The sequence below is a fragment of the Micromonospora citrea genome, assembly GCF_049629545.1.
In the GTDB taxonomy this organism is placed as follows: Bacteria; Actinomycetota; Actinomycetes; order Mycobacteriales; family Micromonosporaceae; genus Micromonospora; species Micromonospora citrea_A.
In genome coordinates this window covers 146,019-166,760 of the sequence record NZ_JBNADX010000013.1, presented here as the reverse complement: position 1 = coordinate 166,760, position 20,742 = coordinate 146,019, and the positions used below count along the sequence as shown (strand labels likewise).

The 20,742-nt window shown below is 74.8% G+C and carries 23 protein-coding genes; 8 read left to right on the top strand and 15 right to left on the bottom strand.

Annotation, left to right across the window (positions count from 1 at the left end):
- Positions 1–115: 115 nt before the first annotated feature.
- The 4 genes from ACPFP2_RS16425 to ACPFP2_RS16410 form a co-directional block, all read right to left on the bottom strand.
- Positions 116–1,399, bottom strand: a complete 1,284-nt coding sequence (locus ACPFP2_RS16425; protein WP_424090037.1) for a citrate synthase — start codon at positions 1,397–1,399, stop codon at positions 116–118.
- Between the two features lie 188 nt (positions 1,400–1,587).
- On the bottom strand, positions 1,588–3,639 hold the full coding sequence (locus ACPFP2_RS16420; RefSeq protein ID WP_424090036.1) for a sulfatase-like hydrolase/transferase: 2,052 nt from the start codon (positions 3,637–3,639) through the stop codon (positions 1,588–1,590).
- Complete coding sequence (locus ACPFP2_RS16415; RefSeq protein WP_424090035.1) at positions 3,632–5,041, bottom strand: methyltransferase; 1,410 nt, start codon at positions 5,039–5,041, stop codon at positions 3,632–3,634. Before ACPFP2_RS16415 ends, ACPFP2_RS16420 begins: the two co-directional genes overlap by 8 nt.
- Positions 5,042–5,051: 10 nt before the next feature.
- Positions 5,052–5,201 (bottom strand): hypothetical protein, encoded by a 150-nt coding sequence (locus ACPFP2_RS16410; RefSeq protein ID WP_157745101.1) that lies wholly within the window; start codon positions 5,199–5,201, stop codon positions 5,052–5,054.
- A gap of 186 nt (positions 5,202–5,387) precedes the next feature.
- Between ACPFP2_RS16410 and ACPFP2_RS16405 the strand changes: the two genes are divergently transcribed.
- A complete protein-coding gene (locus tag ACPFP2_RS16405; RefSeq protein WP_424090034.1) occupies positions 5,388–5,795 on the top strand; it encodes a VOC family protein in 408 nt (135 codons plus the stop codon).
- A gap of 17 nt (positions 5,796–5,812) precedes the next feature.
- Here the strand turns inward: ACPFP2_RS16405 and ACPFP2_RS16400 are convergent, their stop codons facing one another.
- Genes ACPFP2_RS16400 through ACPFP2_RS16390 form a run of 3 tightly spaced genes read right to left on the bottom strand, consistent with a single transcriptional unit; the run spans position 5,813 to position 8,777 of the window.
- On the bottom strand, positions 5,813–6,502 hold the full coding sequence (locus ACPFP2_RS16400; protein ID WP_424090033.1) for a helix-turn-helix domain-containing protein: 690 nt from the start codon (positions 6,500–6,502) through the stop codon (positions 5,813–5,815).
- Between the two features lie 51 nt (positions 6,503–6,553).
- Positions 6,554–8,059 carry a sensor histidine kinase gene (locus ACPFP2_RS16395; protein WP_424090032.1) on the bottom strand — a complete coding sequence of 502 codons (1,506 nt, stop codon included), beginning with the start codon at positions 8,057–8,059 and terminating at the stop codon, positions 6,554–6,556.
- Entirely contained in the window at positions 8,037–8,777 is a 741-nt protein-coding gene (locus tag ACPFP2_RS16390; protein WP_424090046.1) for a response regulator transcription factor, read from the bottom strand. Before ACPFP2_RS16390 ends, ACPFP2_RS16395 begins: the two co-directional genes overlap by 23 nt.
- 203 nt (positions 8,778–8,980) lie before the next feature.
- Here ACPFP2_RS16390 and ACPFP2_RS16385 point away from each other — a divergent pair, with 203 nt between their 5' ends.
- Entirely contained in the window at positions 8,981–9,820 is an 840-nt protein-coding gene (locus tag ACPFP2_RS16385; protein WP_424090031.1) for an alpha/beta fold hydrolase, read from the top strand.
- Here the strand turns inward: ACPFP2_RS16385 and ACPFP2_RS16380 are convergent.
- Entirely contained in the window at positions 9,796–10,029 is a 234-nt protein-coding gene (locus tag ACPFP2_RS16380) for a hypothetical protein (protein WP_424090030.1), read from the bottom strand. The two genes, ACPFP2_RS16385 and ACPFP2_RS16380, sit on opposite strands and share 25 nt — an antisense overlap.
- Positions 10,030–10,211: 182 nt before the next feature.
- Between ACPFP2_RS16380 and ACPFP2_RS16375 the strand changes: the two genes are divergently transcribed.
- Positions 10,212–11,162, top strand: coding sequence for a serine/threonine-protein kinase (locus ACPFP2_RS16375; RefSeq protein ID WP_424090029.1), 951 nt, complete (start codon positions 10,212–10,214; stop codon positions 11,160–11,162).
- Between the two features lie 90 nt (positions 11,163–11,252).
- Positions 11,253–11,678 carry an OsmC family protein gene (locus tag ACPFP2_RS16370; RefSeq protein ID WP_424090028.1) on the top strand — a complete coding sequence of 142 codons (426 nt, stop codon included), beginning with the start codon at positions 11,253–11,255 and terminating at the stop codon, positions 11,676–11,678.
- Between the two features lie 3 nt (positions 11,679–11,681).
- Here the strand turns inward: ACPFP2_RS16370 and ACPFP2_RS16365 are convergent, their stop codons facing one another.
- Positions 11,682–12,629: an endonuclease/exonuclease/phosphatase family protein gene (locus ACPFP2_RS16365; RefSeq protein WP_424090027.1), complete on the bottom strand. Its 948-nt coding sequence runs from the start codon at positions 12,627–12,629 to the stop codon at positions 11,682–11,684.
- A gap of 303 nt (positions 12,630–12,932) precedes the next feature.
- Between ACPFP2_RS16365 and ACPFP2_RS16360 the strand changes: the two genes are divergently transcribed.
- Positions 12,933–13,772, top strand: coding sequence for a hypothetical protein (locus ACPFP2_RS16360; RefSeq protein WP_424090026.1), 840 nt, complete (start codon positions 12,933–12,935; stop codon positions 13,770–13,772).
- 9 nt (positions 13,773–13,781) lie between these two features.
- On the opposite strand, the gene ACPFP2_RS16355 is transcribed toward ACPFP2_RS16360, so the two are convergent.
- The 5 genes from ACPFP2_RS16355 to ACPFP2_RS16335 form a co-directional block, all read right to left on the bottom strand.
- On the bottom strand, positions 13,782–14,330 hold the full coding sequence (locus ACPFP2_RS16355; protein WP_424090025.1) for an ATPase: 549 nt from the start codon (positions 14,328–14,330) through the stop codon (positions 13,782–13,784).
- A 121-nt stretch (positions 14,331–14,451) separates the two neighbouring features.
- Positions 14,452–14,898, bottom strand: a complete 447-nt coding sequence (locus ACPFP2_RS16350; RefSeq protein WP_424090024.1) for a response regulator — start codon at positions 14,896–14,898, stop codon at positions 14,452–14,454.
- Between the two features lie 73 nt (positions 14,899–14,971).
- Entirely contained in the window at positions 14,972–15,319 is a 348-nt protein-coding gene (locus ACPFP2_RS16345; RefSeq protein WP_424090023.1) for an STAS domain-containing protein, read from the bottom strand.
- Between the two features lie 86 nt (positions 15,320–15,405).
- Positions 15,406–16,455 carry a cobalamin B12-binding domain-containing protein gene (locus tag ACPFP2_RS16340; RefSeq protein WP_424090022.1) on the bottom strand — a complete coding sequence of 350 codons (1,050 nt, stop codon included), beginning with the start codon at positions 16,453–16,455 and terminating at the stop codon, positions 15,406–15,408.
- Positions 16,452–18,218 (bottom strand): SpoIIE family protein phosphatase, encoded by a 1,767-nt coding sequence (locus ACPFP2_RS16335; RefSeq protein WP_424090021.1) that lies wholly within the window; start codon positions 18,216–18,218, stop codon positions 16,452–16,454. The genes ACPFP2_RS16340 and ACPFP2_RS16335 overlap by 4 nt, the downstream gene beginning before the upstream one ends.
- A 204-nt stretch (positions 18,219–18,422) precedes the next feature.
- Here ACPFP2_RS16335 and ACPFP2_RS16330 point away from each other — a divergent pair, with 204 nt between their 5' ends.
- Together ACPFP2_RS16330 and ACPFP2_RS16325 are read left to right on the top strand one after the other, a co-directional pair.
- On the top strand, positions 18,423–18,815 hold the full coding sequence (locus tag ACPFP2_RS16330; protein ID WP_424090020.1) for an STAS domain-containing protein: 393 nt from the start codon (positions 18,423–18,425) through the stop codon (positions 18,813–18,815).
- Between the two features lie 46 nt (positions 18,816–18,861).
- The gene (locus ACPFP2_RS16325; RefSeq protein WP_424090019.1) at positions 18,862–19,203 is read left to right on the top strand and encodes an STAS domain-containing protein; all 342 of its coding nucleotides are present in this window, start codon (positions 18,862–18,864) and stop codon (positions 19,201–19,203) included.
- A gap of 68 nt (positions 19,204–19,271) precedes the next feature.
- On the opposite strand, the gene ACPFP2_RS16320 is transcribed toward ACPFP2_RS16325, so the two are convergent.
- Complete coding sequence (locus ACPFP2_RS16320) at positions 19,272–19,586, bottom strand: hypothetical protein (RefSeq protein WP_424090018.1); 315 nt, start codon at positions 19,584–19,586, stop codon at positions 19,272–19,274.
- Between the two features lie 183 nt (positions 19,587–19,769).
- Here ACPFP2_RS16320 and ACPFP2_RS16315 point away from each other — a divergent pair, with 183 nt between their 5' ends.
- Positions 19,770–20,741 (top strand): DUF2267 domain-containing protein, encoded by a 972-nt coding sequence (locus ACPFP2_RS16315; RefSeq protein ID WP_424090017.1) that lies wholly within the window; start codon positions 19,770–19,772, stop codon positions 20,739–20,741.
- Position 20,742 lies beyond the last annotated feature (1 nt).

Genomic DNA, 20,742 nt, shown 5'->3' with positions numbered 1-20,742 from the left:
GGGCGGGTGCGGGCGTGGGTGGGCGGGGTGGGCGGGGTGGGCGCAGGGGTGGGGGGACGGAAAGGCCGCCGGCTCCCCTGGGGGAGGCGGCGGCCTTTCGGTGTGGGGCGGGAGGTCAGCGGTCGGTGAGCGGGGTGTAGTCGCGCTCGGCGGAGCCGGTGTAGATCTGCCGCGGACGGCCGATCTTGGTCTCCGGGTCGTTGATCATCTCGCGCCACTGGGCGATCCAGCCGGGCAGCCGGCCCAGCGCGAACAGCACCGTGAACATCTTGGTCGGGAAGCCCATGGCCTTGTAGATCAGGCCGGTGTAGAAGTCCACGTTCGGGTAGAGCCGGCGGGAGACGAAGAAATCGTCGGCGAGCGCGATCTCCTCCAGCTCCATGGCGATGTCCAGCATCGGGTCCGGCTTGGCCATCCGGCCCAGCACGTCCTGGGCGGCCTTCTTCACGATGGCGGCACGCGGGTCGTAGTTCTTGTAGACCCGGTGGCCGAAGCCCATCAGCTTCACGCCGTCCTGCTTGTCCTTGACCTTGCGGACGAAGGAACGGACGTCGCCACCCTCGGCGTTGATCTTCTCCAGCATCTCCAGCACGGCCTGGTTGGCACCGCCGTGCAGCGGACCGAACAGGGCGTTGACGCCGGCCGACACCGAGGCGAAGAGGTTGGCGTTGCTGGAGCCGACCAGCCGGACCGTGGAGGTCGAGCAGTTCTGCTCGTGGTCGGCGTGCAGCACGAAGAGCATGTCCAGCACGCGGGCCACCACCGGGTCGACCTCGTACGGCTCCGCCGGCACGCCGAACGTCATCCGCAGGAAGTTCTCCACGTAGCCCAGCGAGTTGTCCGGGTACAGCAGCGGCTGGCCGATCGACTTCTTGTAGGCGTACGAGGCGATGGTGGGGACCTTCGCCATCAGCCGGATCGTGGACATCTCCACGTGCTCGGAGTCGAACGGGTCCAGGCTGTCCTGGTAGAAGGTCGAGATGGCGCTGACGGCCGAGGAGAGCACGGCCATCGGGTGTGCGTCGCGCGGGAAGCCGTCGAAGAACCGACGCATCTCCTCGTGCAGCAGCGAGTGCCGCCGGATCCGGTCGCTGAACTCGGTGAGCTGCTGCTGGGTGGGCAGCTCGCCGTAGATCAGCAGGTAGGAGACCTCCAGGAAGGAGCTCTTCTCGGCCAACTGCTCGATCGGGTAGCCGCGATACCGCAGAATGCCCGCGTCACCGTCGATGTAGGTGATCGCGGACGAGCAGGACGCGGTGTTGACGAAACCGGGGTCGTACGTGGTCATCCCGGTTTCCTTCAGCAGCTTGCTCACCCCGATGCCCGCGGGGCCTTCGACCGCGTCGTGCACCGGAATCGAAAGCTGCCCACCGGGGTGATCGAGCTTGACTTCCGTCATGTGGTTCCTCGCTTCGCCGGCGAATCTTCGTTGAATTGCCTTCGCTTCTACCGTATTCGCGGACCCCGGGACACTGCCCGTCGTGGTTCGGCGGTGAGGTATGCGTCACCCGATTCCCGACCCGGCGGCTCGGAAACCCTGGTCAGCGAGGGCGAACCCGACGATGACGGGCGTCGGGGACGAAAGGTTCAGCCGAGCGTCAGCCGGCGCAGGCCGCCGTCCGCGGCGACCCGGTAGAGGTCGAGCCGGTTGACGCCGGCGGAGAACAGGTGGTCGTCGGCGAGGAGGGCGGCGAAGCGGCGGCCCCCCTCGTCCCGGCGTACCACGGGCACCACGGCGGCGACCGTGCCGTTGACCGCGACCGCCAGCGGCGTGCCGTCGGGCACCTCGTCGGGCACCGTGCCCCAGACCAGGGCCGGCAGCTCACCGGCGGCCGGGTCGACGGCCCGGAACGCGTCCAGGTTCGCCACCCGGGCCCGCCCCTCGGTGGGCGCGTCGCCGACGGTGGTGCCGACCAGCGGGTGCGCCGGCGGGTCCGGCGGCCGGGCCGGCACCCCGCCGCGCAGGGTCAACGGCTGGCCCGGCCGGTCGTAGAAGACCTTCTCCGGGCGCGGGCGCGGGGCCTGCCGGGCGGAGCGGCCGTCGACCTGCCACGGGATCCGCACGTGCACCTCGTCGGCGATGGTCGGCAGCAGGTCGACGTGCTCCCAGTTACGGTCGTCCACCCGGCCGGCGCGCTGCTGCGGCGTCTTGACGAAGGTGGGCACCCAGGCCACCTCGCCGGCGGCGTGGTTGATCGCGTCCAGCCCGCGGCCCTGCCAGTCCCGCTGGAAACTGACCCCGTGGTCTGCGGTGAGCACCAGCAGCGCCCGGTCGTACAGGCCGGTGGCGCGCAGCGTACGCAGGGTCTCGCCGACCAGCCGGTCGGTGTAGCGCAGCTGGGCCAGGTGCCGGGAACGGGCCAACTCGGCCCAGCCGGCGCCGGCGTTGGGCAGGTCCTCGGGGGCGGTGTAGCGCGCCCCCGACGGCAGGTACGCCCACGGCGCGTGCGGCATCAGCAGGTGCAGGAAGTGCAGGGTGGGCCGCTCGCTGGGGCGTAGGCCGGCCAGGAAGCCGGCGAACCGGGCGGGCTGGTTGTCGTTGAGCTTGTCCCAGCGGAACTTGGGGTCGTCCGGGACCGGTTCGCCGTCGTCCAGGCCGGCCTCCGCCGCGGTCCGCTCCCGGTACGACTCCTGCGGGTCGATGCGGCTGTCCACCGGCGCGACGAGCTGCCGCAGCAGCCGCCCGCTCTCCCGGACCAGCACCCCGAGGCCCTGCTGCGGGCTCGACGGCTGCTCGCAGCGGCTCGGCGGGCAGAGCCGGGTGATGCTCTCCTCGGCGCGGACGTCGTACAGGCCGCCGAGGGCGGTGAAGAGGTTGTCGGGGTACTGCGAGTAGTGCGGGGCGAGCGGCTGCGCCGGGTAGCGGCCGGTGAGCATGGCCGGCAACGCGTACGGCGTCCAGCCACTGACCCCGGTGGCGTTGCGGTACCAGGTGGAGCCGGCCGCCAGCTCGGCGAAGTGCGGGTAGCGGGTGGCGTCGATCCGCCCGTCCGGGCCGAGCAGGGAGACCAGCGGCAGCTCGTCCAGGACGATCATGACCACCGGTGGGTGCTCCCCCGGCCCGGCCACCCCGGCCGCCCCGCCGTGGGCCCGGGGCAGCACCACCGCCGAGGCGGGCGAGGCGAACAGGAACAGCGCCACGAAGATCGGCGGGCCGAGCGCGGCGACCCGCAGCACCCGCCCCGGCGCGTGCCACCGGCGGTGCGCCACCGCCCCGGCGGCGCCGAGGACCCCGGCGACCAGCAGCAGCGGTACGCCCCGCAGCCCGGTGGCGTGCCGGCCGGCCTGGACGGCGAGCGCGGCCAGCAGCAGCCCCACCACGACGGTGTGCGCGAGCCCGCGGACCCGGACGCCGGCCAGCCGGGTGGCCAGGCCGAACGCGCCGAACGCGACGGTGGGCAGGACGGTCACCAGCGCCACCAGCGCCAGCACGTCGCCCGGGTCCGCCCGGTGGAACAGGAAGAAGTCCGGGCTGCGCCCGAGCACGTCGAGCAGCGGCTGGGTGACCGCCAGCCCGACCAGGGCGGTCACCTCCAGCAGCCGGCGCAGCTCGGCCCGCCGCCCACCCGGGGTGTCCGGGTCCGGCGGCGGGCCGGACGTACGCGGTGGCGCCGCAGTCGCGAGGGCGCGGTCAGCCACCCACCACCACCTGGTAGAGCGTGCGGGTGCCGGACGGCAGTTCCCGCTGCCGCTCGATGCGGCAGCGGGCCGCGAGCAGGTGCTCGAACTCGTCGCGGCGGTAGTCGGGGAAGAGCCCGTCGGGCTTGTTGGCCAGCAGCCGGCGCGCCATCACGTCCTCGGGGTGGACGAACTCCACCACCAGCCGCCCGCCGGGCCGGACGTAGGCGACGAGCTGGTCGAGGACCTGGGCCAGCGGCACGTTGCGGCCGATGGCCAGGTGGTGGACCACGGCGAGGGCGAGCACCACGTCGGCCCGGGCCCGGACCGCGAAACCGGCCCGCTCCACGCCGCGCCAGCCTCCGCCCGGGGACGGATCGGCGAGGTCCATCACCAGCGGCAGGATCCGCTGCTCGCCCTCGGCGCGCAGCGCCCGGTAGAGGGTGTCGACCACGGCCGGATCCTGCTCGACGGCGACCACCGCGGCGGCGTGCCGGGCGGCGATCCGGGCGTACCGGCCGTCGTTGGCGCCGAGGTCGAGGACCAGGCCGGGCCTGCCGGCGGCGGTGACGGCCGCGGTGACGAAGTGCTCCTTCTCCGCCCGGTCCTGCGCGGTGTAGCTGCAGGTGCGCTGGTAGTCGACCCAGTGGCTGGGCTCGTCGCGCCGGTCCAGCCGGCGGACCAGCTTCTCGATCCCGCGTACGGTGGCCAGGGCCAGGTCCCGGGAGTAGCCGGCGGCGCGGAGCTGGGCCCGGACGTCGGTGGTGCTCGACCGGGCGTTGCGCTCCTGCATGGCGCCGTGCAGGTGCACGTGGGTGAGCACGCCGGGCAGCAGCCGGCGGGCGCCCCGGAAGAGCCGGCGCATCTGGTCGGACTCGACGCCGTCGACCCGGGCCCGCAGCCAGGGCTGGAAGTCCACGCCGAGATGGGCCTGGAGCAGCAGCGGGTAGAGCAGGGTCTGGCAGAACTGCCGGTAGCCGGCCCAGGGCTCGCCGTCGGCCAGCGGCGCGAAGGAGCCGACGTCGATGAAGACCGGGGTCGCGCCCCGCCACTGCAGGTTGTACGCCGAGCCGTCCTTGGTGGTGAACCCGGCGGGCAACGCCCGGCGCAGGATCTCCAGGTGCAGCAGCGCCGCGTCGCGCAGCATGCCGAACGACCACTCGTACGGGTGCGAGACGAACGGGATGCGCTCGTGGCGCAGCACGGCGGTCCAGCCGGGCAGCACGGCCGGGTCGACCGGCTCGGTGCCGCAGACCTTGCCCTCGGCGAGCAGCGCGGTGAAGAAGTCGCTGGCCGCCAGGGCCTGCCAGTCGCGGGCCGCCTGCGGGCCGAGGCCGCGCAGCACCTGGTCTCCGGCGTGGAAGACCCGGTTGGCCGGGTCGCGGAAGGAGCCGGGCTCGACCCGGGTGTCGGAGCTGGTCATGGGCGGGCGGTCAGCCCCGGTCGGTGGGCTGGCGGCGGAAGCGGTCGACCAGCCGTCGCCAGTAGAGCTTGGCGGCGACGGCCGCCCCCGCGACCCCGCCGACCACCGCCTGCACGATCAGGCTGCCGGACCCCGCGTCCAGGTAGGCCAGGTGGTTCACCGACCGCTCCCTTCCCTCACCGTCGTCACCCGCCGCCGGGCACACAACTTTGCGGCATTTAAGCCGTTTACGCCGGACTTGTTCCTTTGACACCGTACGCGGTCGACGGCTCGCGCGGGGCCACACCGGCGACCGTGCGTCCGTTTCGTTCAAGACCCCGCCCCGGCGCCGGCCTAGCCTCAGGGCATGGCACCTCGAATGGACCACCTCGGCCTGGTCGTCGCCGACATGGCACGCAGCCTCGACTTCTACCGCCGGCTCGGACTGGACCTGCCGTCCGAATCGGACACCCTGCCGCACGTGGAGGTGACCCTGCCCGGCGGCGTCCGGATCGGCTGGGACACCGTCGACAGCATCCGCGACCTCGGCCCGGGCTGGACGCCGCCGACCGGCAGCGCCCGGATGAGCCTGGCCTTCCGGTGCGCCGACCCGGCGGAGGTCGACCGGTACTGGACGGCGTTGACCGAGGCCGGCTTCCACGGCGAACTGCCCCCGTGGGACGCCGACTGGGGGCAGCGGTACGCGGTGCTGCACGACCCGGACGGCAACGGCGTCGACCTCTACGCCCCGCTGCCCACGCCGGCCGCCGCCTGAGCGCACCGAATGTGAGGTCAGCCGGGCAGCAGCCGGGTGGGTGGGACGCCGGCCAGCTCGCGCACGTCGCGGGTGAGGTGGGCCTGGTCGGCGTACCCGCACCGGACCGCCACCTCGGCCCACGGCACGCCGGTGCCGGCCAGCGCCAGCGCCCGGCGCATCCGCAGGATGCGGGCGAGGGTCTTCGGGCCGTACCCGAAGAGGGCCTGACTGCGCCGGTGCAGGGCACGCGGGCCGAGGCCGACCTCGGCGGCGGTCGTGGCGACGCTCGCCCCGGCGGCGAGCGAGGCGGCGATCCGCGCGCCCAACGGGTCCGGCCCGCCGGCGGCGACCAGCCGGTCGACGGCCACGGACTCCAGCGCGGCGGCGCTCGGCAGGTCACCCAGCCGCTCGGCGACCTCGTCCGCCGCCCGGCCCCAGAGCGCGTCGAGCGGCACCCTGCGGTCCCGCAGCACGTCGGCGGGGACGCCGAAGACCGCCGGACCGGTGCCGGGCGGCAGCCGCAGGCCCAGCCACCGCTCCCCCGGCACGGATCGGGAGAGCTGGGCGGTCCGGTCCGGCCCCGCCACCAGTAGCCCGGACCGGCTGGACCAGAGCAGGTCCAGGCAGCCGTCCGGCAGCACCCGGGTCGGCGCCGCGCCGGGACGGGCCCGGCTGGCCCACACCACCGCCCCGGCGATCCGGTCGGCCCGACGTTCCCGGTACACGCCGCCCACCCTGCCACCGCGGTACGACGGCGGACCGGGTCGGCACCGGGATCAGGGCAGAGCGGGTACGGGCAGCCGGACCGTGAAGACGGTGCGCCCGGGCCGGCTCTCGACCTGGACGCTGCCGTGGTGCGCCTCCACCACCGCCGCCACGATCGCCAACCCGAGTCCGGTGCTGCCGTGCTCGCGGGAGCGGGAGCTGTCGCCCCGGGCGAAGCGTTCGAAGACCTCACCCTGCAACTGCGGCGGGATGCCCGGTCCGTCGTCGGCGACGCTGATCTCCACGCCGCCGCCCACCCGGGCCAGCCGGGTGGTGACCGTGCTGCCGGGCGGCGTGTGCACCCGCGCGTTGGCCAGCAGGTTCGCCACCACCTGGTGCAGCCGGACACCGTCGCCGGGCACCTCCAGCGCCTCGTCGGGCAGGTCGAGCTGCCAGCGGTGCTCCGGACCGGCGACGTGCGCGTCGCTGGCCGCGTCGATGATCAACGCGGTCAGGTCGACCGGCTCCACCGCAAGCGGCCGGCCCGAGTCGAGCCGGGCGAGCAGCAGCAGGTCGTCGACGAGCGCCGTCATCCGGGTGCTGGCCGACTCCACCCGCAGCAGGGCGTGCGCGACGTCGGGCGGCACCTGGTCCCGTCCGCGCCGGGCCACCTCGGCGTACCCGCGGATGGCTGCCAGCGGGGTACGCAGCTCGTGGCTCGCGTCGGCGACGAACTGGCGTACCCGGGTCTCGCTGGCCTGCCGGGCGGCGAGCGCCCCGGCGACGTGACCAAGCATCCGGTTGAGCGCCGCCCCCACCTGCCCGACTTCGGTGCGGGGGTCGGTGTCGGCGGCGGGCACCCGGACGGAGAGGGCGACCTCCCCCCGGTCCAGCGGCAACTCGGCGACCCGGGCGGCGGTGGCGGCGACCCGGTGCAGCGGACGCAGCGTGGCCCGGACGATCAGCGCCCCGATGCTGCCGGCCACCAGCAGCCCGGCGGTCACCACACCGACCTGGGCGACGACCATCCACATGACGGTGTCCGACACCCCGGACAGCGGGATCGCCACGGCCAGCACGTTGCCGTCCTGGGTCTGCCGGGCCACCGCCCGGTAGTCGCCCCGCTCGCCGAGGTCGACGGTGCGGGGGTGCCCGTCCGTGGCCATCGTGGCCAGCGCGGCCACGTCGGCGGCGGGCACCTGCTCCAGGCCGCCGGTCTCGACGCGGGTGCGGGCGATGACGACGCCGTCGCGGGTCCGGGCCGCGATCGAGCCGGGCGGGAAGCCGCGCGGCGGCTCCGGGGCCGGCGGCTCGGCGCCGGCCTGCCACGGCAGGTCGCCGCCCTGGCGGAACCAGGGCGGGAAGTCGTCGCCGTGCCGGCGGTCGCCGAGGGTGAGCTGGTGGTCCACCTGGGCGATCAGGAAGTGCCGCAGGGCGAGGGTGGTGAGCCCGCCGATGCTGACCCCGACCAGGGCGAGCAGCGCGACCACGGCGAGCACCAGCCGGCGGCGCAGCGACCAGCCGGCCGGCCACCGGCGCGGGCGACCGTCCCCGTCACTCCGCGGGCTTGAGGACATATCCCGCCCCGCGCAGCGTGTGGATCATCGGGGGCCGCCCGGCGTCGATCTTCTTGCGCAGGTACGAGATGTAGAGCTCGACGACGTTGGCCTGGCCGCCGAAGTCGTAGTGCCAGACCCGGTCGAGGATCTGCGCCTTGCTGAGCACCCGGCGCGGGTTGCGCATCAGGTAGCGCAGCAGCTCGAACTCGGTGGCGGTGAGGGTGATCAGGTCGCCGCCACGGCGTACCTCGTGGCTGTCCTCGTCGAGGCTGAGGTCGCCGACGGTGAGCACCGCCTCCTCCCGGGTGGCCACGGCGAAGCCGGAGCGGCGCAGCAGGGCGCGCAGCCGGGCGATGACCTCCTCCAGGCTGAACGGCTTGGTGACGTAGTCGTCGCCGCCCACGGTGAGGCCGGCGACGCGCTCCTCCACCGCGTCGCGGGCGGTCAGGAAGAGCACCGGCACGGTCGGGGACTGCTCGCGCAGGCGGCGCAGCACCTGGAAGCCGTCCAGGTCGGGCAGCATCACGTCGAGCACCACCACGTCGGGCCGGAACTGTCGGGCGAGGTGCAGCGCGCCCGTGCCGTCGCCGGCGCTGCGCACCTGCCAGCCCTCGTACCGCAGGGCCATGGCGAGCAGGTCGGTCAGCGTCGGCTCGTCGTCGACCACCAGCACCCGCACCGGCTCGCCGTCGGGGCGGCGCAGCTCGATGCGCTGCGGGGCCGCCTGTCCGTTCATCACCACGCCCCCATCGTGGGCCGCCGGGCTGGCGTGGACCTGTGCCCCTGCTGTGTGCCCGCTGTGCGCGCACCCGGGTCCGGCTCGACCGTACCGGCCCACCCCGCCATCGGGGCGACTTCCGCACCGGGTGGTCCCGGGGGTTGCCGGGCGGCTGGGCCAGGGCTCTTCCGTCGGCTGCTACCCGGTGGTAACTTCCGGCCGTGGGCATAGATGGCGATGACTCCCCTGCTACCCCGCCGGTCGTCTTCGAACGGCGCGGCTCGGGTCCCCCGCTGGTGCTGCTGCACGGCATCGGCCACCACTGGGCCGCCTGGCTGCCGGTGCTGGACCTGCTCGCCGCCCGGCACGACGTGCTCGCCCTGGACCTGCCCGGCTTCGGCCGCTCCCCGGCGCCCGCCGGCGGTCTGCCCCGGGACATGGCCGGCGTGGTGGCCGGGGTGGCCGCGTTCTGCGCGGCGCTCGGTCTGGACCGCCCGCACGTGGCCGGCAACAGCCTCGGCGGCGCGATCGCCCTGGAACTGGCCGCCGCAGGGCACGCCGCGTCGGCCACCGCGCTCTCCCCGGCCGGCTTCTGCACCCCGCGCGAACTGCGCCGCGCCCTCGCCGTGCTCGGCCTGCACCGGGCGGCGGCACGGATGCCCGCGCCGGTCGTCCGGTCGGTGCTCGCCTCACCGCCGCTGCGGTCGCTCGCCTTCGGCATGATCGTCGCGCGGCCGCAACGGCTCACCGTGGACGTGGCGCTCGCCGACACCTGGGCGCTGCGCGACGCCCGCGCCTTCCGGGCGGTGGCCCGCGCCGGCCGGCGCTACACCTTCGCCGGCGCCCCGACCGTCCCGGTGACCGTGGCCTGGGGCACCCGGGACCGGATCCTGCCGCACCGACAGGCCGCCCTCGCCCGCGCGCGGCTGCCCGACGCCCGGCACCTGGACCTCGTCGACTGCGGCCACGTGCCGATGCACGACGACCCCGAACTGGTCGCCTCGGTCATCCTGGAGACCACCGGAGGCCGGCCGGGCTACTCCCCGGCGCCGACCGGGTAGGTGTGCACGAACCGCATCGTCCACACCCCGGCGCCGTCGCGCCGCTCCCGGGCGTAGAGGTGGTCCGCTCCGGCGCCGCCCGGCGGCGGATCGCCGTCCGGATGCCGCATGATCCACCGTACGGGCGGCGCGCCGTCGGGGTCGGCGGGCAACTCGCGCAGCAGGCCGTGGGCCGGCCCGCCGACGAAACGCACGGACACCTCGCCCATCCGCCCTCCCGTACGCCCGCGCCCCGGCCCGGTCGGCCGGGTGCCCTGGCTGGCAAGCTACCGCACGGCACCGGCCCACGAGCCCGCTCGGCCGGGTTTGCCCAGCTCGGGCCGTGGGTACCGGCTCCGGAAGCCGGGAGCGCAATCAGGCGGTACGGCACGAAGCAGACAGGAGCGGGTCGATGAGGACGCTGGACGGGCGGTACCAGCTCGAACAGCGCATCGGCGTGGGCGGCATGTCCGAGGTGTGGCGCGCGCACGACCTGGTGCTGGACCGGCCGGTGGCGGTGAAGCTGATGTCGCCCGGACGGCAGGGCGAGCAGACCTCGGTGGAGCGCATCCGGGCGGAGGCCCGCTCCGCGGCCCGCCTGGTCCACCCCAACGTCGCCAGCGTGCACGACTTCGGCACCTCGGCCACCGCGCCCGGGCAGGAGGCGCCGTACATCGTGATGGAGCTGGCCGAGGGCGAGACGCTGGCCGCGCACCTGCGCGCCGGGCCGCTGGACTGGCGGATCGCGGTACGGGTCTGCGCCGAGGTCGCCGCGGCGCTGGCCGCCGCGCACGCGCACGGCATCGTGCACCGCGACGTCAAACCGGCCAACGTCATGCTCACCCCGTCCGGGGTGAAGGTCCTCGACTTCGGCATCGCCACGTCGGCCGGCGCGGCGGACGAGACCCCCGACGGGATGGTGCTGGGGACGCCGGCGTACCTGGCCCCGGAGCAGTTCGACCGGCAACCGGCAACCCCGGCCGCCGACATGTACGCCCTCGGCGTCCTGCTCTACTACTGCCTCACCGGACGGCTGCCGTACGCGGCGGGGACCACGGCAACCCAGCTGGTCGGGGCCCGCCGGATGGTGGCGCCGGAGCCGCTGCCACCGATCGACGGGCTGCCGGCGGAGGTGGCGGACCTGTGCCGGCGCTGCCTCGCCGACGAGCCGACGAGCCGTCCGACCAGCCTGATGGCCGCGCTGTTGCTGGCCGAGGCGGTGGACGCCCGGGTGTACGTGCCGATGCTGGCGTCGGTGCCCCGGCCGCGCAGCACCCCGATCTCGCCGTGGACCCAGCGGGCGGCGACCGAGGCGACGGAGGCGGTCGCCCTCGACGACTGGTCGCGCGCCGGCCCGGCCTGACCCCACGACCGACCCGGCGGCGGCGCGCTCCGCCGCGTTTCACCCGATCGAGGCCGGGAACCCCGGCCGGTGAGTGACGGGAGGAACGTGATGCCGGATCCGAGTTCCTGGCTGCATGAGGCCACGGCCACCGCCTCAGGTGGTCACGTACGCACCGACGACGGTGGCCTGTCCAGCGCGCTGGCGTCGCCGCTCGCGCCGCACTGCACGGGCCTGACGCCCGAGCAGCTGCTGGCCGCCGCGTTCGCCTCCTGCCTGCACCATGCGGCGGTGGAGGCGGCCGGGGAGATCACCGACGAGGCGCACACGGTCCAGGTCACCGCCGAGGCGAAGCTGGGCCGCGACGACGACGGCCGCTACCGGGCGGACGTGCACGCGTCGATCTCGTCGGCCGGGCTGAGCCGCGAGCAGTTGGCCGACCTGGTCGAGTACGCCGACCGCATCTGGCCCTTCTCCAGCGGCGACGCCACCCGGCACCGGTTGACCGTGACGCCCGCCGACGGCGTACGGCGCTGAGCGTCACCAGCGGAAACCCGCGGTCACCGCCCGGTGGTCGGTGCCCGGGGTACGGGCCACTCCGGCCGCGGTCGGGGTGAGCCCCCGGTAGAGCACGTGGTCGGGGCGGGTCACCGGCACCGCCGACGGCCAGGTGAAGCCGAAGCCGCGCCCCGCCTGGGCGTGGGCGTCGCCCAGCAGCCGGGTCAGCGGGCTGAAGACCCGGTCGGTGCTGGCCGTGTTGAGGTCCCCGAGCACCAGCAGCCGCTCGGCGCGGTCGGCACGGACCGCGCGGGCCAGGGCACGCACCGTCTCGTCCCGGGTGGCGGTGTCGCCGGCCCGCGCCGAGCCGAGGTGGACCGCGTAGACCACCAGTTCCCCCTCCGGCGCGGCGACGACCGCCCGCAGCCCCCGGGTCCAGCCCAGCCCGGTGTCTACCCCGGTGGAGTCGGTGATCGGGTACCGGCTCCAGAGGGCCACCGTGGAGACCTCCGCCCGGTGCGGGTAGCGCTCGCGCAACCCGGCGAGGCGGTCGCCGTCGTCGACCTCCTGCAACGCGATCAGGTCGGCTCCGGAGCGGGCCAGCGGCGCCACGGTCGCGGCCGGATCGGGGTTGCCGGCCCGCAGGTTCTGGCTGGCCACCCGGATCCCGGTCGGCCCGGAGCCGGCGGCCGGCGGCAGCCAGGCGCCGCCGTGCGCGAGCGCCCAGACCACGCCCGGAAGGGCCACCGCCAGCAGCGCCCGCCGGGAGCGGCGCAGCAGCGCGCCGAGCGCCAGCGCCGGCACCGCGAGGCCCAGCAGCGGGGAGACGCTGTCGAGCAGACTGCCGAACCCGTGCACGTTCGGCACCGCGCGGTGGCCGGCGAGCACCGCGGCCAGCAGTAGGGCGAGCAGGACGACGACGAGTCCACGCCGGTCGGCGGCGCGGGCCGGACTGGCCGCGGCCGGCTCGTCGATCATGACGCTGGTCACCGTCCGCATCGTACCGACGGCGGTGGACGGCCGCCGGTGACTCCGCCACCCGACCGGTTCGGGGGTCGGCGGTACGGCCCGGTGGCCGTCGACCGAACGGAGGAGGCTGCGGCCGGACACCCTCCTCCCTGACGCTTGCCGGATTGCTTCGAGCAAGAACGACATGAGCGACAAGACAGGATTGCCGGGCTGGTACGGTTCGAGATCGAATAGGGAGATTGCCCCTGCCGATCATGGCGAATTGTGGCGCATGCCACTAATCACCCCGATGGCACGGGCCGTACGGCTCTCTAGCCTCGGCGGGTGCCTGCCGATCACTCCCCTGAGCAGCAGTCGACCGCGGCCCGACGGGCTACCCGTCCAGCCGGTGCCCCCTCGGGCGAACGGAGGATCGGCCGCCACCGGGCCCCGGAGCCGCCCCGGCGCGGCGCCCGCGCGCTGCTGGCGTCCACACCCGCCCGGGTCGTCCTCGCCGGCGGGGTGACCTGCTGTCTCGGCCTGGTGGCGTTCGCCGGCACACAGGAGAGCGAGCACCGCACGGAGCCGCTGCGCGAGGTGCTGGCCGAACGCGCCGCGGCCGACGAGCGGGCCTCCCGCTCCCTGGACCGCGGCGCGTCCCCGCTCGCCGTCCCGGTCCCCGCCGCCACGCCCAGCCCGGCCGCCACCCGCAAGCCGAAACCGAAACCGAGGCCGGCCCGGCCGGTACGACCCCGCCCCGTCGCCGGCCTGACCCAGGCGCAGATGGACAACGCCAAGGTGATCGTCGACGTAGGCGTCGACATGGGCGTGCCGAAGCGCGGGCTGGTCGTCGCGATCGCCACCGCGATGCAGGAGAGCAACCTGCACAACCTGGCCAGCGACGTGCTGCCCGAGTCGTTCGACCACCCGCACCAGGGCAGCGGCTCCGACCACGACTCCGTCGGGCTGTTCCAGCAGCGCCCCAGCAGCGGCTGGGGCACGGTGGCCCAACTGATGCGCCCGGCGTACGCCGCCCGGGCGTTCTACACGGCGCTGCTCGAGGTCCCCGGGTGGCAGGACATGAGCGTCACCGCCGCGGCCCAGGCGGTGCAGATCTCCGCCTTCCCCGACGCGTACGCCAAGCATGAACAGCGGGCCACCACGGTGGTGGCGGCGCTGATCTGAGCCCGGCGGTCAGGCCACCCGGGTGCCGGGCTCGGGCCGTTCGACCGACACCTCAGCGGTGCCCGTGGCGACCCGGGTCGCCGGCACCCCGCCCGTCGACGCCGCGGCGGTCGGCGTGTCCGCCGGCACCGCCTCCCCGGGCAGGCCGGCGAGGATCCGGTCGACCCGGGCCTCCCGACGACGCCGCTCGTGCAGCGCGACCTCGAACTCACGGCGGGCCTGCATCGCCTCGGCGTACACCCGCTCCCGGACCTGCCGGGCCTCCTCGCGTGCCGCGTCCAGCTCGCTGCGGGCCTGCGCCAGGATCTCGGCGGCCTCCCGCTCGACGGCCGACGCGTCCCGGCGTGCCGCCACCGCGCCGCCGTCCGTGGGCGCGCCCTGGCGGTCGACCAGCCCGCGCAGCAGCGCCGCCTCCTGCCGGATCTGGTCCCACTCCCGGCCCGCCCCGGCGGCGACCTCGGCGCGCGCCGCCAGCCGGGTCAACCGGATCCCGAGCTCATCCAGGCACGAATCCACCTGCCGCTGGTCGTAGCCGGTCTCAACGACGGAGAACCTCATACTGTCGCCCCCCAGGAAGCTGGTACGTCTTTCCCCAGTTCGATCCTGGCGGCTGCCGGCGACCACCGGAGTGGTTCGGGAAAAATGTTCAGTAACTGAGGGCGCGCCGGGGCGCGGTCGTTCAGGAGCGCTTGGGCAGCACGACCACGCGGCCGAAGAACTCGTCGATGCGGCGCACCACGTCGTTGAAGTCGTCCAGGTCGATCGGCTTCGTCACGTACGCGTTGGCCTGCAGGGTGTAGCTGCCGACGATGTCGTTGTCGGCGTTGGAGGTGGTGAGCACCACGATCGGGATGGTCCGCAGGTCCTCGTCCCGCTTGACCTCACCGAGCACCTGCCGCCCGTCCATCCGGGGCATGTTCAGGTCCAGCAGGATCACGTCCGGCCGCCGGGCCTCGGTGTGCCGGCCCTCCTGGCGCAGGAACTCCATCGCCTCCTGGCCGTCGTTGACCACGTCGATGACCTTCTCGATCTCGGAGTCCGCCAGCGCCTCCTCGATCATCAGGACGTCACCCGGGTCGTCGTCGACGACGAGGATCCGGACGGGATTCACGGCAGCTGGGCCCATGGGATGTACCTGTCTCGTGTCGGCGGTCGGGGACAACGGTCTCGGTCACCCGCTGGCGGGGAAATCTAACCGATCACCGGCCGGATCGTGACGCCGGGTCCACCGTGTCCGGTCGGTATCGCAGCACGTCCGCCAGGCCGGTGACCTGGAGCACCCGGTCCACCCGGCCGGTCGCTCCGGTGACCCGCAACCACCCGTCGTCGGCCGACGCGCGGTTGTCGCCCCGGACGAACGCCGCGATGCCGGTGGAGTCGCAGAAGGTCAACTCGGTGAGGTCGAGCAGCAGGTGACGCTCACCTTCGGCGGCCAGCCGGTCGATGGCCTCGTTCAGCTCCCCCGCCGTGCTCACGTCCAGCTCGCCGACGAGCCGCAGGCAGACCCCGCCACCATCGCGCGGGCTGTGCGTGACCGCGAAGGTCAATGTCGTCCCTCTCGCTCACACCGCAGGCGGACCCTTGCAGTGGAGCAAGTATACGCAGGGGGCCGTCCCGCGACGGCACCGCCGGGTCAGCCCCGAGCGGTGTCGCGCAGGGCGGCGACCCGGGCCTCGCCGAGCGCCAGGAACCGCCCGGCGCGCGGGAAGTCGCGCAGCAGCCGATGGTAGTGCCCCAGGGTCAGCCCCACCGCCCCGGCCGGCACGCCCCGGCTGGAGAGGATCTGCGCGAGCCAGTCGACGAAGTCGGTGAAGAGCGAGTCGTCGTCGACGTACAGGGCGGCGGCGAGGAAGTCCACGATGTAGCCCAGGTCGCTGATCGTCGAGTCCAACTGGGCCGGGGTGTAGGCCTCGACCGCGGGCACCCGCTCGTGCAGGTCGGCCAGCGCCGAGTCGATCAGCTCGCCGCGGCGCCGCACCAGGCTGGCGTACTCGTCGTCGGCGAGGTGGGGCAGCTCGGCCGGGCGCACCCGGCGCAACGCCCGCTCGTCGGCCACCAGGTCGGCCGCGGTCGGCGCGTCCGGCGCCCAGGCCACCCCCAGGGCTCGGGCCCACCGGCCGTCGTCGCCGAAGCCGCGGCCGCCGACCACGACCGGCACGTCGGAGCGGCGGCAGGCCTCGATCATGCGGTGCGCGTGCGGCAGCCGCATCGGCAGCGCGCAGGCCAGCGCCACCGCGTGCGCGTCGTGCCGGTGCAGGTACGACACCAGGTGCGCGGCGGGCACACTCGCCCCCAGGAAGGTCACCTGCCAGCCCCGCAGCCGCAGCACCTCCGCCACCAGCCGAGGTGGCAGCGCGTGCCACTCCCCGTCCATGCACGCCACCACCACCCGACCCCGGGTGGGACGAGGATTGGCCCGCGCGGCGATCGCCGCCACCACCCGCTCGCTGATGTGGGTGGCGGCGTGCTCCTGGGCCACGCTCCACTCGTTGCGGGCCCACCGCTCGCCCACCTCGGCCTGGGCCGGGGCGACCAGGTCGAGCAACACCCGCTCGGCCGGCACCCCCGCGTCGAGCAGCCGGCCGGCCACCTCGATCGCCGCGTACTCGTCGGCCTCCGCCAGCGCGTCCAGGAACTGCGCGTACGCCGCCGACGGGTCGGCCTGAGTGGTCGCGGCGGTCACTGTCGCGTCTCCCTCTGCTCGGCAGGCCCACCCACTGCGGGTACGGCGTGCAGGTGCCGCGGCGGACGCCCGCCCGGGCCGGTGGCCCGCAGCGCCAGCACCGCGATGTCGTCGTGGTCGCCGTGGGCCAGCCAGTCGCAGGTCACCTGCTCGATCCGCTCGGCGAGTGCCGGCGCCGGCACCCGCTGGCAATCGGTCACCGCGTTGACCAGCCGTTCGTGCCCGAACTGCTCGTCGCCGCGCCGGCCGCCGCGCGCCTCGGTCACCCCGTCGCTGTAGAGCAGGCAGGTCTCCCCGGGCTCCAGGCGTACGGTCACCTCGCCGATGCGTGGGTCGGGCACCACCCCGATCAGCATGCCGCTCAGCGGCACCACCTCCACCTCGCCCGCGGCACGCAGCACCAGCGGCGGCAGGTGACCCCCGCCGGCCATGGTCAGGGTGAGGGCACCGTCTCGCTGGGGCCGGACCACACCGAGCACCATGGTGGCGAACCGGCCCTGACCGTGGGCCTGGGTGGTCTCCAGCAGCGCGTCGTTGAGCAGCTTGAGCAGCCGGCCGGGATGCGACTCCACCCGGTGCAGCGCCTGCAGGCACTGCCGCAGCTGGCCGGTGAAGACCGCCGCCTCGACCCCCTTGCCGGAGACGTCGCCGAGGAAGAACACCGAGCCGCCGTCGGGCAGCCGGTGCGAACCGTAGAAGTCACCGCCGATGCGCAGGCTCGCCTGCGCCGGCCGGTACGCGGTGCCCCACTGCACGCCCGCGACGGTGACCGGCTCGACCGGCAGCAGACTCGCCTGGAGCGTGTCGGCCACCTCGGCCTGGTCCCGGTAGAGCACCGCCGTGGTCAGCGCCGCGCCGGCCCGGGCCGCGAAGGCCCGCACCAGCTCGACGTCGTCCTCGTCGAACCAGCGGGTGGAACGGCGGGCGACCAGCAGCACGCCCGCCGGGGCCTCCCGGCCGGGCAGCGGCACCACCCGGGCGACGACCTCGCGGGCCTCCAGGCCCGGCAACCAGCCGGCGTCCACCGCCTGCTCGACCAGCCAGTCGACGGCGTGCGGCTCGACGCCGGAGAGCCCCTCGGCGATCGCCGGGGGCAGCGCGGTGGCGGAGAGCACGCCGCTGTCCACCGCGGGCGCCTCGTCGTCGGCCCGGCTCGCCCGCCACCACCGGGCCCGTCCCGAGCGGGGGGCCAGCACCAGCACGGCGACGTCGGCCAGCGTGGGCACGGTCAGCCGGACCACCGCGGCGGCGGCCCGGTCGGGGTGCAGCGGGTTGCCGAGCTTCTCGCCGACCACGGCGAGGAAGGCCGAGCGGGCCCGCTCGGCCAGCAGCGCGTCGGCGCGGGTGACGCTCTCGGAGACGTCCTCGACGTAGTGGCACCGGCGGCCCCCGGAGAGCGGCACCTCCCGGATCCGCAACCGACGGCCGTGGTGGGCGAACTCACCGGCCCCGCCGGAACGCAGGGCGGGCACGCCGGAGGCGGTCAGCGCCCGGCCCTGGGCGACCTCGGGCAGCAGGCGCTCGGCCACCGGGCTGAGGTGGCGCACCACACCGTCGGGATCGCAGACGATCAGACCTTCCCGGAAGTGCTCGACCACCTCGGACCAGTCGGGCTCGGGATGCCCACGGTCGGGGGCCAGTGGCGGCAGCGCCGACGAGGGCCGCACGACGGCCTCGGCGGACCGCGCCGGGACCCGGACGTCGCTCGGCGTGGAGAGCCGTCCGTCGCCCGGGTCGGCGCCCCTGACGTCGGCAGCAGTCACCAGCTGAGCCCCACTCCTCGTGTCGACACCCACGGTCCCGCGGTAATGGTCCGTATGTTCCAATCTCCTCGGCCCCACCCTACGCCGGTATCCCGGTACCGCCACTCCACGCTGCCGCCGAGGCCCGGCCGCGCGTGCCGGGCGGGGCACGACGGGGGTTGTTACGCTCCCGGAAAGGCAGCCCTGCGGAAAGGTGATCGTGTGGTGCCCCATGGGAGCAAAGCCGAGGCGACTCCGCTGACCATGTCGGTCGACCGGTCGGACCCGGACGCCCCGGTCATCTCCGTCGGCGGGGACCTCGCCTTCACCACTGCCGCCCCGCTGCGCGCCGAGGTCGACCGGGCCCTGACGCAGCGCCCGCCGGTGCTCGTGCTCGACTTCACCGACCTGCTCTTCATCGACAGCACCGGGCTGTCGGTCATCGTGCACGCGTGGCGTGAGGGGCAGCACAGCGGCACCCTCATCCGGCTGCGCTCCACGCCCCGGTTCCTGGACACCATCCTCGACATGACCGGCGTCACCGGCCTGCTGGCCCGCCCGCTCACCGGCGAACGGCCGGAGACCGGGGCGTACGGCCGCCCGGCCGCGTCCGCCTGAACCCCCCGGGCGTTTCCCGGACACCGGAAGCTGGGAACATGTATTCATGCCCTCTCAGCTGTTGTCCATCGAGGTGACCCGGCTCGACGCCGGGCGCGCCCGGCTGCGGCTGACCGGCGACCTCGACTTCGACACCGCACCCGAACTGGTCGCCGCCGCCGCCGAGGCGCGCGCGGACGGCTGCCACGAGCTGCTGATCGACCTGGCCCGCGTCGGTCTCTGCGACTCCTCCGGGCTGAGCGCGTTCGTGGTGCTCGCCGGTGCCGGCGCGGTCCGCCTCGCCGGGGTCGGCCCGCAGCTCCAGCAGTTGCTGGACCGCACCGGCCTCACCGAACTGCTGGCCGTCGAGCGTCCGGCGATCGGCGACGAGGCGCGCGAAGCCGGCTGAGCCGCCCCGGCCGGGAGCCGGGGTGGCCCCCGACCCTGGGACCAGGGGCCGGGGGCCGGGAGGAGGGTCTAGGTGGTGGTGACCGGCTGGAGCCGGGGGCCGCTCTCGCGCAGCTCGGCCGTCGACGGCGGCTCGGCGTCCTCCGGCCGACCGGAATCGGGCGTCTGGAACAGGTACCGGACGAAGTCCCCACCCGCCTCGTTGTCGTCCGCCCCGGGCCACTGACCGGCGCAGTCCACGCCGACCACCTCGCGGTCGGATCCTTCCGGCCCCTCGACCAGCGCCCACAGGCTCACCGGGTAGCACCGGGTCTGCTCGGGCGTGACCTGCCAGCGGGCGTACCAACCCGGACGGGCGGGGACGATCTCGACGATCCTCTTCATGACGACCTTCCCTTCCGCGTTGCTCGGAAGACTTCCGGTCAGCCTGATCGTGCGGCCCCTCCGGGTGAGCGCCCCTCACCCCGGCGGAATGAACCCGGCGACCCCGGCTCACCCCGTTACCTTCCTCGCGGCGACGGGAACGCCAGCGGCGACGGTGAACCCGACAGTGGAGCGAGGTCGACCATGCGCAAGCAGATGGAGGGCGACAACCAGCGCCGCCGGGCCCTGGCCCGCCAGGCCCGCGAGCAGGGTCGGCAGCCGAGCGAGGCGGGCACCAGCCTGAGCGCCTCCAAGCAGCTCACCAGCCTGGACCGGGGCAAGCGGTCCGGCCCGCCGCCGGCCGGCCGGCACAAGCCGGACAGCACCCGGGGCGGGCCGGCGCCGCCGGCCGCCACCGTGGCCACGGCCAACCGGCCCCGCCCCGAGCCGGGGCAGGGCGAGGTGACCCCGATGGGCTACCGCGAGCTGGTCGACGAGGTGAGCCGCCGCGCGGGGGTGGACTTCCGCACCGCCAAGGTGGGCGCGGAGGCCACCGTGCTCGCCCTGGCCTGGGCCCTCGACGAGGGCGAACGCGCGCGGCTGCTGGAGGCGGTGCCGGTGAAGCTGCACGATGTGGTGCCGGTCGACGGCATCGAGCGCCACCGTGACCTGCCCGGCTTCCTGGCCGAGGTGGGCCGGATCAGCGGGCGCTCCCCGGAACAGGCCCGCTACCAGGCGGAGGCGACCCTCGCCGCGCTCGCGGAGCACGACGGTGACCTGGTCGGGTCGCTGCACGTGCCGGACGGGCTGCGCGACCTGCTCGGCCCGGCCGAGGTCGGCGGGGGCCTGGTGGGGCCGTCCAGCGCCACCGCCCCGCTCAGCGAGGCGGAGCTGCGCGCCGCTCTGGACGACCTGCCGTACTGGTCCAGCGACCGGCGGTCGCTGGTGCGCACCATCGAGCTGCCACCGGACAACCTGGACCGGGTGCTCGACCGGCTCGACCTGCTCCGCGCACAGGCCGGTCGCGGGCCGCAGATCGGCCGGCCCGACCCGGACAACGCGGTGCTGACCGTGCGCAGTCAGCAGGCCGACGCGGTGACCGCGGCGGACGTCGAACTGGCGCACCGGGTCGACGACGCGATCGACGAGGCCGGCGCGGGGATGGCCGCCGGCTGAG